Origin of the sequence: Alteromonas sp. NFXS44 (assembly GCF_040148705.1) — a bacterium.
GTDB lineage: Bacteria > Pseudomonadota > Gammaproteobacteria > Enterobacterales > Alteromonadaceae > Alteromonas.
The window spans coordinates 74,246-87,454 of the sequence record NZ_JAGDEA010000007.1; the positions used below are offsets into that span (position 1 = coordinate 74,246).

Below are 13,209 nucleotides of genomic sequence, written 5' to 3' on the forward strand. Positions count from 1 at the left end.
TAAAGCCGCTGATGCCTTTGCTGCTTTACGTTACAAAAGCGATACAGCTAACAAATAAAAAAGGCACACAACAACAATGAAACTTCGCTACCTCTGTTCTCTTGTCAGTTTACTCAGTTACAGCGCATTAGCAGCCGGCACCACTGAGTCTGCCAAACCTGCATTTTCTGATATGGATGTTTTTGAGCTTGAATGGGCTTCTGCACCTGAGATATCGCCTGACGGAAAGCATATCGTTTACCGCCGTAACGGAATGGATATCATGTCCGATGCACGTACCGGTAATCTGTGGTTGATGAATGCTGACGGCTCTGAGCACATGAAGCTGACAACGGATGATATCAGTGAAGGCAATGCCGTATGGTCGCCTGATGGCTCACGGATTGCGTACACCAGAAAAGGCCAAAACGGCGCTGAGATTTTTGTTTATCGCGTCAGGGATGGCAAAGTTGCAAGATTAACCGAACTTGAGCGTGCTCCATCGGGTTTAAGCTGGTCTCCGGACGGTAAAACGATTGCGTTTTCGATGCTGGTGCCGTCTGCACCGCCGGTAATGGTTAAAATGCCGGCCAAACCTGAAGGTGCCAAATGGGCGGCTAATCCGCGTATTACTGACCGTCTGAAGTACGAACAGGACGGTCGGGGTTACATTGAGCCCGGATTTTCACATTTATTTGTGGTGCCGGCTGATGGTGGCACTCCAAGGCAAATCACCTCCGGCGATTTTCAGCATCGTGGTCAGCCTCAATGGACGCCTGATGGTCATATTCTGGTTTTCTCAGCAAATAGACAACCGGATGCAGAGCATAATTTCCGCAATACCGATATCTATTCTGTAGAAATAGAGAGCGGCACTATAAAGCAGCTAACCACACAAACCGGGCCTGATCACCACCCTGTCCTTTCGCCTGACGGCAAAAAAATTGCCTGGCTTGGCTATCCTGATAAATTGATGGCTTATCAGACAACCCGTTTATACGTAATGGATGTTGACGGTTCTGATAAAAAAGAAATTGATTTAAAGCTGGATCGCTCTGTCAGCAATCCGGTCTGGAATAAGCAAGGGATCTATTTTCAGTATGATGATCATGGCAACACGAAAATTGCTGTTACCGGATTAAACGGCAAAGTTAAAAAACTGGCTGACAATGTGGGTGGAACCACCGTGGCAAGACCATATGGCGGCGGCAGTTTCAGCGTAAATAACAAGGGTGTCATTGCCTATACCCACACTACCCCTTACCGTCCTGCTGATGTTGCCGTGCTGGCTAAGAACGATGCAAAGCCTGAACTGGTGACCGGATTAAATGAAGATATTCTGGCCTACCGTAACCCGGGCCGCACTGAAACCGTATGGTATAAGTCTACTGCTGATGGCCGTGACATTCAGGGTTGGGTGACGTTTCCGCCTGACTATGAAGAAGGTAAAACCTATCCGTTGATTGTTGAAAATCACGGTGGTCCTATCTCAAATTACGGCGATCGTTTTTCTCCGGAAATTCAACTCTATGCGTCAGCAGGCTACGTCGTGTTTTATCCGAATCCCCGTGGCAGCACCAGCTATGGTGAAGAGTTCGGAAACCTGCTGTTCAATAACTATCCCGGTGAAGATTATCAGGATGTCATGGACGGCGTTGATGAAATGATTAAGCGCGGTTATACCAGTGAAGATCAGTTGTACGTTACCGGAGGCAGTGCCGGTGGCATTATGTCAGCTTGGATGATTGGTAAGAATAACCGCTTTGAAGCTGCAGCCGTCGTGAAGCCGGTGATGAACTGGATAAGCAAGTTGCTCACGGCAGATAACTACTATGGTTATGCTGATTACCGCTATCCCGGTCAGGTGTGGGACAATCCCGAAACTTACTGGAAGTTCTCGCCGGTTTCTCTGGTCGGAAATATTCAGACACCGACGCTGGTAATGGTTGGTGATGCGGATATGCGTACACCGTTGTCTGAAGCTAAACAGTTATACAGCGCCCTGATTTTACGGAAGATTGATACCGCGCTGGTTGAAATGCCGGGGGCTTATCACTTCATTTCAAACCGTCCGAGTCAGATGATCAGTAAAGTAAAACATGTACTGGCCTGGTTCGAAAAATACCCCGCGGAAGCGGAGGCACCCGTTAAACAGGAAAAATAATCCTTAATTGTTCTATTAACAGGCCGTTTGCTTCAGAGGCGCGGCCTTTTGTCTTATTCCGCATTGACTCCCCGCTGACTTCTTCGCATTATAGCCGCCTGATTGTCCATTGATGTTGCTATGAAAAAGTTTCTTCCTCTGTTAACGCCTGTTTTTTTATTTGCCTGCCAGCCTGAAAATAATATGGCCGGTTTAGACCGCGTTTATGTTACCCCAGTCACACTTTCCTGTGTGGCGGAAACGATTCATAGTGAACCTTTTGTATCCGGGTTTAAAGCCACTGATGATGTGTTCCATTTTAATATTGATGGCTACGAAACCCGTATGCTGAATAAAACGCTTGGCGGCAAAATTTCCGGCTATGCCATGACAATAAATGGCATGCACAAGGGAGACGAACCCAATGCGTTCTATAAAATAGTGCGGGAATTTGAAACGCAAATCTATACCCATATTACAGAGCGTTGTTACGGAAAATCAAAGTCGTAAGGTTAGGATAAATATCCTTTTTATAGCCAAAAACACAGATAATCCGGTCAGGATACCTTTTAACATGGTGTAATTCTGTTCAGAATGGTATTTCACACACGCATTCAACCCGGAATTTCATCATGGACAGACCTTTTTCTTTTCTGCGTAAGTCGCTGCTCAGTGCGGCCATTGTCAGTATTTTCTCAGCGCCGGTATCTGCCGGCACCGAAGATGCTGTAAAACACATTCTTCCTGAATACCTTAAATACCTGACATTACCCAATGTAGCGAAAGAATCGCCGTCTGATATTAAAGCGGTGGCTGAATGGACCCGCGATACTTACCGGAAACACGGACTGAATGCCAAGCTTCTTCCTGATGGTCAGACACCTATGGTGTATGCCGAATACATGGAAGCAGGTGAAGATGCGCCGGTCGTCCTGTTCTATGCACATATGGACGGACAGCCGGTAAATCCGGAACAGTGGGATCAGGAAAGTCCGTGGCGGCCAGTGCTTAAAACCCTTGAAGGTGACAGCTGGCAAAGTAAACCTGTGACTGCCCTCACCTTCACAACGGATCCTGAGTGGCGCATTTTTGCCCGTTCAGCCTCTGATGATAAAGCGCCCATCATGATGTTGCTGGCTGCTATTGATACATTGAAGGCGGAAAACAAAAAACCGGCTGTGAATATCAAAGTACTGCTTGATTCACATGAAGAAGGCGGGCCTCCAACCCTAATCGACGTGATTAACCGCAATAAAAACCAGCTTCAGGCCGATGGTGTCGTTATGCTGGACGGACCGATGCATCCGTCGAACAAACCTACACTGGTTTTTGGTCACCGTGGTGCATCTATGGTGAGACTGACTGTATTTGGTCCTGCATCCGACAGCCATAGCGGCCATTACGGTAATTACGCTGCCAATCCGGCATTTCTGCTGGCTGATTTGCTTGGCAGGATGAAAGATAATGATGGCCGGGTGACGATTCCCGGCTACTATGATGCGGTTAAATTTGATGATGATTATGCCAGTGCACTGGATGCAGTACCCGCAGATGAAGCGGCTTTAATGAAGCGGCTGGGCATTGCAACAACAGAGAAAGTGGCCGGAAACTACCAGCGGGCAATTAACTACCCGTCTTTAAATATTAACGGGCTTTCTGCTGCCAGCACGGAAGCGACCCGTACCATTATTCCCGCTACAGCAACGGTGACAATGGATATCCGTACAACAAAAACAGCAACAGCAGAACGACAGATAAAACTGGTTAAAGATTTTGTCATTGCACAGGGCTATCATCTGGTTGAAGATGCGCCAACAGCGAAAGAACGGGCGGCATATCCCCGTATTGCCCGCTTTATCTCGCATACCGGCACGGCTGCATTGCAAACGCCCCTGGATGAACCCTTGGGACAATGGGCATTAACAGCCTTGTCTCATGTCAGTGATTCTGAACCGGTTATTATTCCCATGATGGGAGGCACTGTGCCTACCTCGCCGCTGGTATCCGGTTTGCAAAAACCGGTCATTCTGCTTCCCCTTGTGAATGCAGACAACAACCAGCATGCACCGAATGAAAATCTCAGGCTGGGCAACTTCTTCAGCGGCACCGAAACCCTGTATCAAATGTTCACAACGCCGTTGACGCAGGAATAACGAATACAAAAAGACCGCCTTCCGGCGGTCTTACTTTCCGTTGTTACCGGTAGATCAGAATTGTACGGTGACTGACAGTTGCAGTCTGCGCGGATTGTAATAATCTCTTGGCTGACCGAACTCCTCAGACGTCACGTACGGGTTATAGTTGTAACCGGTTTGCTTATTAAATACGTTGAACAGATCTGCACGGAACTTCACGGTATAGTCGCTGACATCCCAGTTTTGCGTATAGTTCATATCCAGCTGCCAGTGACTTGCACCACGGCGGCTTCCTGCAGGTTCTGCATAACGGCTGATCCCCGATGCATAACCGTAAGGTGTGCCATCCCATGCAGTCCAGGCTTCACCGGACTGGAAGATAAAGTAAGCACCGATATTGGCATCCCAGTCGGTGGTGTAATAACCGAACACTTTCACTTTATGGGGTTTGTCACCTATCAGCTTACCGTAGCGGTTGTCCCATGGCATACGGCCTACACCGTCACCGTAGTATGAAGAACCGATGAAGGTGTTCGCATCGTTAGTCGTGGTGGTGCTGTCCTGGTCGAAGTTACCGTAGTAATGACTCCAGGTATAAGACGCATTCAGGTAAGTACGTTCACCGTACCATTCTGCTTCAGTACTCCATTCCCAGTATTTTGTCTGGCCACCGTCTACTTCAGCGACCACATAAGAAGAGCCGCCGACTTCTGCACGTAGCTCATCCAGATTGTCGATATAAAGCCCTTTTGCGGCAATATCTTCAGGTACCGCGCCACCTTCATATTCACCAAACAGGCGGGCGTTGTTGGGCATATCTTCCCAGAAATGACTGCCGTAACGAAAACGTACGTGTGAACGCAACATCAGATTATTGCTTACAGCACGGGTCGTTCCAACAGTGTACTCATCAATTCTGCGGGGACGCATGTTATCGGCAAAGAACTTACCGGATGAGCCTGCTTTGTTACCTGATGTCAGATAGTCGCCATTTTCATCAAACTGAACCTCAACCGTTGCACGGGAATTTCTGTCCCAGGACGCGGCACGGGCCAGGGAGCTGGCACTGGGGTTGTAACTGGCATAGTTGGCGAAAACCGTGCTATCATCTTCGTATTCCCACGTTACGCCTAACCGGGGCTGCACCATGTCTTTCCAGTCTACAGTGTACATTTTATAAGGGTTTCCGGGCGCTACTTCATATCCGGAAATATTCTCACTGTTTTCAGCCAGACCCTGTCCGTACAGTACATCTTTTGACACCAGTAAGCCCACGTTATACGTAAAATCACCGTGTTCAATGGTATCGTTGATTTCAAAATTGAAGGACTCTGCCGAAGACACAATGGACGGTGTAACGGAGCCATCTACCGCAAGACTCATCTGCTGAACCTGCGCAACGTAGTAGGCGCCGGGATACTCGGCATCTATACCACCAACGTATTGTATGTAACCCCAGCCATTAGATAACCTTGCCAGATCTTCGGAAATCTCTTCCCACTTAAAGCCGGCATGTATGGTGTGATAAGTGTTTCCGAACATGGACTCAGTATCGAAAGCAAGCTCAAAGCTCTCACGCTCGAAAGATTGCCGGTTGTACTCTGAATAAGCACCGACACCACCGCCACCTGTCATTTCACCGTCATCGCCCACGTAGCCGTATTGTTGCACCAGTGGTAACGCACCAGTATTAAACTGAATATCATCAGCAGTCAGGTCGCCAGTCCGGATACTGGGTACGCTGAAATACCCCATTTCATCCAGTGCAGTAATATCAATAGAGTCGCCGATAACCGGTGTAACTCCGGTTAGTTCTGTGTCCGGCGTGTCGATGAAGTCTTCTTTATATTTACCGTATTTGAAGGAAATGCTGGAATCACCAATCAGCCAGGAGCCGTCCAGCGAGTAGATACTCAGGTTAGAGTCTGAACCCACAGATACACCGTCTGCTTCGAACTCACCAATTGACGAGCCTGACACGTTCCTTTCAGAATCACGGATACTGGCATTTAACAGCACATCAGCGGTAGGTGCCCAGGTGAGCTTACCAAAATATTCATTCCGTTCACTTTTATAATCTTTTGTGGCGCCGTAGGCTGTTTCTTTGCTGCTGCCGTCGACAACCGGGCGGTAAAAAGAACCGTAGAAATACAATTCATCTTCAATCAGCGGTCCGCTCACAGAAGCAACAATCCAGCTGCTGTCTGTATCTTCAATAACACCGTCTTTGGGCGTTGCAGAAAACGAAGAAGGCTGAATACGGTATTCCACGCTGCCATGAAATTCGTTAGTCCCTGATTTGGATACCGAGTTAACTGCGAAACCGCCTGAACGGTTAAAGCCAACAGCTTTTGCGCCTCCGCGATCTACCGATACGCTGGCAATGTCATGGGTTGAAGGTTCTGACGACAAGTTCCCGAACATGGGCATAGAAAGGTCGACACCATCAAAGCCGTAACTGTTATCAACACCGGAGCCACCTGCAGACGGTCCGAGGGTACCGTTTTCAGAATATTCCACGCCGGGCAGTATTTTCAGCATATCACGGTAGGTCTGACCGGTAGGCAGAGACTGGATGACTTCTGCACCGAAGGAGTTGGTAAGGGATGAATCGCCGGTAGTCACAAAAGGACTGCCGGTAATGGTGATCACCTCTGTGTTGTCCGGCGAATAAACGAAGTTGATTGCTGAAGCCTGCTCAAGCAACACTCTGGTGCTGAACTGCCGGGTATCGCCATTGGGAAGCGTAAATGTGACCTCGTACTCTCCCGGTACAAGAAATGGCATCGTAAATGTACCGTCTTCCCGGGTTGTGGCAGAGCGGTCTTTTGGCATTACGGGACTGCTGGCTACTACCTGAATACCCGCGACGCTGGTACTGCCGTCGCCGGCGGTCACCTGCCCCTTAATGCTACCTGTTTGTTGTTGCGCTAAAGCGGGTGAAGATACGGCGGCTACAGCAAGACATAAAGGCGCGGCGAAAGATGCGGTCTTCCATGTTTGCCGGATTTGTCTGGTGAGATAGCGTGCCGCGAAACGTGCTTTTTCCTTTTTCATAGTGACACCTGTTGTAATGTGTGAATTATTATTACCGGAACGTTACGTTTTTATTATGACTGAACATTTAACAGACAGGATTGCGCCCAGTCAAGAATACTTTGTTCAAAAATATTTATTATGTAGTAATAATTTATCACGATAATTCAAATGTCAGATCTGAAACGAAGGGCAAGAAAAATCAGAAGCCGCCGGCATATCCATAGCCAACACGCCATTTTAAGACTGTTTAAGCGTTAAACAGCGTTTTAGGTAATGAAAGAAGCCGGTCATGAATCATAACCTGAGGTTATAGACTTTAGAATGAAATGAATATCTGTATAAATGGGAAGTACGCAAGTATTTTTTTATTCCGTATTTTCGGCATTATTTATAACGTAATTATTCAATAAAGAATTGCAAATGCAGCAAGAAATCAATCTGTTTTCGTTATCATGCCGTAGCAAAAGTAACTGCAAACAGGAGCTATTACTATGTCATCGGAAATCAAAGAAAAACACGCTAAGTTGCTTGCTGAAGTCGTTACCCAGTCGTCACACTGGAAGCTTCAACCTGAGAAAAAATCACCCTTCCATTCTGCTGAAGAGGCATTCACGTACATTGAATCCCATAATGAACCGCTCTACGTTGTAGTGCCGGTGAACGGTGACGATAATGACGTACTGGTGAAAGTGTCGAGTGAAGAAGATGATGTCTTGTTTGAGACCGTGTCTAATGAAAACAAAAAGCAGGCGAAAGTGCATCACTCCCATCTTAAGCTTATTGAAAGCACAGTCACAGAACTGGTTAACAGCCAGCTGGAAGAAGGAAAAAAGGCGGTGTCGATGTGACACCGCCAGGGTGTACTGACATTAAACTTTCACGGCCAGCACGTCTGTTTTCACGCCGTGCAACACCGCATTCGCTGTGGATCCCAACAGTAACCGCATGCCACTGCGACCGTGGGTACCGATGACAATTAAGTCACTTCCCAGTTTTTCCGCTGCGGCATGAATTTCATCGGCTGCAGCGCCCACAACCACATGAGTGTGAGAAACCGGAATGTTATGCCGGTGCGCGATCCCTTCAAGTTTCTCTTTTGCCTGCTGACAGATCTCATCAGAAAAATCACTTTCGAGAAACAGCCCGTAAGGCTCGATACTGGTTTGGGGATAGACAACATAAAGCAGGTTCAGCTTCACGTTGTTACCCGCCAGTTGCATAGCCCGGTGAACCACGCCTTCATAATCAGAATAAATATCGATAGCAACAAGTATTGAGTCGTAAGCAGCCATAAATGTCTCCGGTTTTTCTTTCACTATAGAGCATAGTCAGACAACAATCTTGATACGCATCAAATTTAAACCGCTTTGGTGTCTTCTTCTATTTTTGCCAGATGACTCACAGGCATAAAACTCATAGGGCTGGCTTCTGCCACATGCAGTTTGAATGCATCAGCAATTTTACCCGTTAAAAAACTGCCCCGTTTTACCAGCGGAAAAATCTCGTCGTAGCGCATTACCTGTGTCTGGTTAACCCTGCGGAAAATATGCGTGCGGTTCAACGACGAATGAGACTGATGGCCGGTGGAAGACAGAATATCCATAAAAGCAGTAACCGTCTTTTTATGAAAGCGGTACACGCGCTCGTATTTGTCTTCAACAACCAGCCCTCTTGCCAGTTTCGGATCCTGGGTGGCTACGCCGGTAGGACACTTATTTGTATTACAGGACAAACTTTGCACACAACCTAGAGACAACATCATTCCCCGGGCACTGTTACATAAGTCTGCTCCCAGGCTCAGGTTTTTGACCAAATCAAATGCAGTAATTATTTTCCCTGAGGCAATGAGTTTAATTTCCCGTCTTAAATCAAATCCGGTGAGACAGTCATCCACAAATGCCAGAGCTTCACGCAGCGGAAATCCGATAGAGTTGGCATATTCCAGCGGCGCTGCCCCCGTTCCGCCTTCACCGCCGTCTACAGTGATAAAATCCGGACATATACCGGTTTCCACCATAGCCTTACAAATGGCGATAAACTCGCTCTTTCGTCCCAGTGACAGTTTAAAACCCACCGGCTTCCCCTCTGACATATCCCGTAAAGCGCGGATAAAATGCATCATTTCAAGAGGTGTTGAGAATGCGGTATGTCTTGGCGGCGAGTCTACCTGAGTGCCGGGTTCAACACCTCTGACTCGGGCAATTTCCGGAGTGTTCTTATGTGCAGGCAAAATACCGCCGTGGCCCGGCTTAGCCCCCTGAGACAGTTTTATTTCTATCATTTTCACATTCGGGTGACGGGCTTTCTCTTCAAATAATTTCGCATTAAAGGAACCGTCATCATTACGGCAACCAAAATATCCTGTACCGATTTGCCATACCACATCACCACCATTGTCCAGATGGTACGGTGTCAGACCGCCCTCACCTGTGTTGTGGCTGAAACCACCTTTGGCCGCACCTTTATTCAGCGCCTGCACGGCGTTAGCACTGAGTGCGCCAAAACTCATGGCTGAAATATTCAGCACACTGGATGCATAGGGTTGTTTACAGGCTGAAGAGCCGATTACTACCCTGGGATCCTCTTCCATTTCATCAATTTCCATTGCTGAAAGAGAATGCCCAATCCATTCATACCCATTTTCATAGGTGTCCAGCTGGGTACCGAATGGTGAACTGTCAGTAGCATTTTTTGCGCGCTGATACACAATTGAGCGGTGCATGCGACTGATGGGCTTACCGTCAGTTTCAGACTCAAGCAGATATTGCTGGATGAAAGGACGTAAGCCTTCTACCAGCCAGCGGCCTCTGCCGATAAAAGGAAAATTCCGCAAAATTGAATGGTGATTCTGCGTCAGGTCATAAAGTGCAATGAGAAGACAAAGTCCGGTGAGAGGAAGCAACCATAAGAGATAATGCCAGACCACTGCCAGAGCGGCATTTATCAAAAAGATAAGGGTTAAACTTACAATAATTCGTTTGTGCATAGTGCCTGTTCCGGTAATAACTGCGCCGTATTACGCTTTTAAGCGCAAGACCATAACAAAGATCATGAAAAGAAAGGCATTTTTTTCGTTCACGGGGTGTTTATTTTATACCGCCATCTTACCGTAAAGAACCATCGTTATCGTTGAGGCAGATCAGATAAATAAGCACAATCAAAGATTTACAAAATGATGCTGTTATCGCATCCTTTTATCAGGCTTTTTTAAACCGGAATAGAACAGCGGGTTTCATGGAATATACATTTCTTCTCTTTGCTTTCGTGTGTGGACTCTCAGTGAAAATGATAGGCATACCACCTCTGGTAGGATATCTGGTTGCCGGTTTCGCGCTGAATGCAGCGGGACAACAAATGACCGGCGAGCTGCAACATATTGCAGATCTCGGGATCACCATAATGTTGTTTACCATTGGCCTGAAGCTTAATGTCCGCGATCTCAACAAACGTGAAGTCTGGGCCGGCAGTATCGCCCATACCCTTATCTGGGTTGGTATCGTTGCCGGAGCGCTCTACATACTGGCTGCTGTCGCTGCTTTCTGGTTTGGTGACATATCTTTTGAATCAGCTCTACTGATTGCCTTTGCGTTAAGTTTCAGCAGTACCGTTTGTGTTATAAAAGTCCTGGAAGAAAGCGGAGAAAGCAAAACCCGCCACGGAAAACTGGCCATCGGCATACTGGTTATGCAGGATGTGTTTGCTGTGGTGTTCCTTGTCGCTGCAACGGGTAAACTGCCGTCTGTTTATGCGCTGGGCTTGCTGGCTGTATTCCCGCTGATGCCGCTGCTTAACCGTATTATCGATAAATCAGGTCACGGCGAGTTACTGCCACTTACCGGGTTTGTGCTTGCGCTGGGCGGATACCACCTGTTTGACCTGGTGAATATTAAAGGGGATCTCGGCGCCCTGCTCACCGGAATCATTCTGGCTAAACACCCCAAAGCCACAGAGTTGTCCAAATCATTGCTGGCTTTTAAGGATTTATTTCTCATCGGCTTCTTTCTGTCTATCGGCCTCACGGCCCTGCCGGATTTCAATATGATCATGGCTGCACTTATTTTGTGTGTATTCCTTGCCGTTAAAGCCGCGCTTTTCTTTGGTTTATTCACCTGGCTGCGCTTACGGGCGAGAACCAGCTATCTCACTTCACTGGTGCTGGGGAATTACAGTGAATTCGGCCTCATAGTCGCCGCATTAGCAGTAAGTCTGGGAATGCTGAGCGAAAGCTGGCTGGTCATTATTGCGCTGGCCGTTTCTATTTCATTTGTAATCACCAGTATCATGTACCGGAACAGTCACGGCCAGTATCTGCGTATCAAAAACGGCATTCAGAAATTCGAAAGTCCTGTCCGCCTCAAAGAAGACATTTATCCGGTGGTCACCAATGCCGAGTTCCTTGTTATCGGTATGGGCCGTGTAGGTCTGGGTGCATTTAACTCTCTGCATAAACTGGCCGACTCTGCTGTATGGGGAATGGATGCCGACAGTGTTAAAATTAACCGCCTGCAACAGGAAGGACTCAATGTTATCTGCGGAGACGGTGAAGACGTGGACTTGTGGGAAAACCTCGATACCTCCAACGTAAAACTGATCCTGCTTGCTTTACCCTCTATCGAGGACGCGGTGAATATTACCCGACAGCTTCAGTTCTCGGGATACACCGGTAAAATCGCTGCCATCGCCCGCTATGAAGATGAGGTGGAAACCTTATTAAGTAAAGGTGTAGACAAGGTATTTAACTTTTTTACCGAGGCAGGCCTGGGTTTTGCCGAAGAATCATTGGCTTATGTCAATGATTCATCTGCTAAATAGAGGACTAATAAGAACACAGGACGACATGGAAATTATTATCATTTGCATATCATTGATTTATAAAGATTTTTTTGATTTAACGCAAAGATTGGCATATAATGTGTGCAGTTAATTTAAGGAATACCGTTATGAAAGGCGATAAACAAGTCATCGCGAAACTCAACGAAGTATTGACCAGTGAACTGACGTCCATCAATCAGTATTTTCTGCATGCACGGATGTTTAAAAACTGGGGCTTCGGCGAGCTCAACGAAAAGAATTATAAGAAGTCCATCAAAGACATGAAACAGGCTGATGCTATCATCGGGCGCGTACTGTTTTTAGAAGGACTTCCGAACCTGCAGGCACTGGGCAAGCTGTATATCGGTGAAGACACCGTAGAGATGCTTAAGTGCGACAGTCGTTTTCAGCTGGAACAAATTCCCCTGCTGAAAGACGCCATCAAGCTATGCGAAGAAAAGCAGGATTATGTTTCCCGTGACCTGCTGGAAGATATTCTGGAGTACGAAGAAGATCATCTCGACTGGATTGAAACCCAGGAATATCAGATTGATGCAATGGGTCTTGAAACGTACCTGCTAAAACAGATTGAGGGAGATGACTAATGAAAGGTAACGCGAAAATCAATGACGCGCTGAATGAGCTGTTGTCTTATGAACTGGCAGCAATGGATCAGTATTTCATTCACTCTCAGATGTATCTGGACTGGGGCCTGAACAAGCTTTACGAGCGCATCAACCATGAGTTTGATGACGAAAAAGGCCATGCCACAAAACTGATTGAACGCATGCTGTTTTTAGAAGGCACGCCTGACATGGTTACCCGTACCGGCTATAAGGTTGGTCACGACGTACCGTCAATGCTGGAAAGTGACTTACGCGTTGAATACGAAGTCGATGCGAAATTGAAAGAAGTTATCGCTTTGTGTGAACAGGAAAATGACTACGTTACCCGTGATATCCTGGTTGAATTACTTGACGACACGGAAGTAGATCACGCTCACTGGCTGGAACAGCAACTGGGCCTGATTAAGCGCCTGGGTCTGCAGCTTTACATGCACTCACAGATGTAAGCCGGATTGTTTCGATAAATGCCCTGACC

Annotated in this window: 10 protein-coding genes; 7 read left to right on the plus strand and 3 right to left on the minus strand. The window is 47.2% G+C overall.

What is annotated here, in order from left to right; all coding sequences use genetic code 11:
* Positions 1-76 precede the first annotated feature (76 nt).
* The 3 genes from J3369_RS10550 to J3369_RS10560 all read left to right on the plus strand — a co-directional run bounded on the left by J3369_RS10550 (position 77) and on the right by J3369_RS10560 (position 4,275).
* Positions 77-2,143 (plus strand): S9 family peptidase, encoded by a 2,067-nt coding sequence (locus tag J3369_RS10550; protein ID WP_349586542.1) that lies wholly within the window; start codon positions 77-79, stop codon positions 2,141-2,143.
* A 120-nt stretch (positions 2,144-2,263) separates the two neighbouring features.
* Positions 2,264-2,632, plus strand: coding sequence for a hypothetical protein (locus J3369_RS10555; protein WP_349586545.1), 369 nt, complete (start codon positions 2,264-2,266; stop codon positions 2,630-2,632).
* A gap of 122 nt (positions 2,633-2,754) precedes the next feature.
* Positions 2,755-4,275: a M20/M25/M40 family metallo-hydrolase gene (locus J3369_RS10560; RefSeq protein WP_349586548.1), complete on the plus strand. Its 1,521-nt coding sequence runs from the start codon at positions 2,755-2,757 to the stop codon at positions 4,273-4,275.
* Between the two features lie 54 nt (positions 4,276-4,329).
* Here J3369_RS10560 and J3369_RS10565 read toward each other — a convergent pair whose 3' ends face one another.
* Positions 4,330-7,314, minus strand: coding sequence for a TonB-dependent receptor (locus J3369_RS10565; RefSeq protein WP_349586550.1), 2,985 nt, complete (start codon positions 7,312-7,314; stop codon positions 4,330-4,332).
* Positions 7,315-7,787: 473 nt separating this feature from the next.
* Here J3369_RS10565 and J3369_RS10570 point away from each other — a divergent pair, with 473 nt between their 5' ends.
* On the plus strand, positions 7,788-8,144 hold the full coding sequence (locus J3369_RS10570; RefSeq protein WP_303574674.1) for a hypothetical protein: 357 nt from the start codon (positions 7,788-7,790) through the stop codon (positions 8,142-8,144).
* A gap of 21 nt (positions 8,145-8,165) precedes the next feature.
* On the opposite strand, the gene J3369_RS10575 is transcribed toward J3369_RS10570, so the two are convergent.
* Together J3369_RS10575 and J3369_RS10580 are read right to left on the minus strand one after the other, a co-directional pair.
* Positions 8,166-8,588, minus strand: a complete 423-nt coding sequence (locus J3369_RS10575; protein WP_119501386.1) for a universal stress protein — start codon at positions 8,586-8,588, stop codon at positions 8,166-8,168.
* Positions 8,589-8,653: 65 nt separating this feature from the next.
* The gene (locus tag J3369_RS10580; protein WP_349586555.1) at positions 8,654-10,282 is read right to left on the minus strand and encodes an FMN-binding glutamate synthase family protein; all 1,629 of its coding nucleotides are present in this window, start codon (positions 10,280-10,282) and stop codon (positions 8,654-8,656) included.
* A gap of 248 nt (positions 10,283-10,530) precedes the next feature.
* Between J3369_RS10580 and J3369_RS10585 the strand changes: the two genes are divergently transcribed.
* The 3 genes from J3369_RS10585 to bfr (J3369_RS10595) all read left to right on the plus strand — a co-directional run bounded on the left by J3369_RS10585 (position 10,531) and on the right by bfr (J3369_RS10595) (position 13,180).
* A complete protein-coding gene (locus J3369_RS10585) occupies positions 10,531-12,108 on the plus strand; it encodes a cation:proton antiporter domain-containing protein (protein WP_349586557.1) in 1,578 nt (525 codons plus the stop codon).
* Positions 12,109-12,236: 128 nt separating this feature from the next.
* Positions 12,237-12,713 carry a bacterioferritin gene (bfr, locus tag J3369_RS10590; protein WP_349586560.1) on the plus strand — a complete coding sequence of 159 codons (477 nt, stop codon included), beginning with the start codon at positions 12,237-12,239 and terminating at the stop codon, positions 12,711-12,713.
* Complete coding sequence (gene bfr / locus J3369_RS10595; RefSeq protein WP_119501390.1) at positions 12,713-13,180, plus strand: bacterioferritin; 468 nt, start codon at positions 12,713-12,715, stop codon at positions 13,178-13,180. Before bfr (J3369_RS10590) ends, bfr (J3369_RS10595) begins: the two co-directional genes overlap by 1 nt.
* The last annotated feature ends 29 nt before the right edge of the window (positions 13,181-13,209 follow it).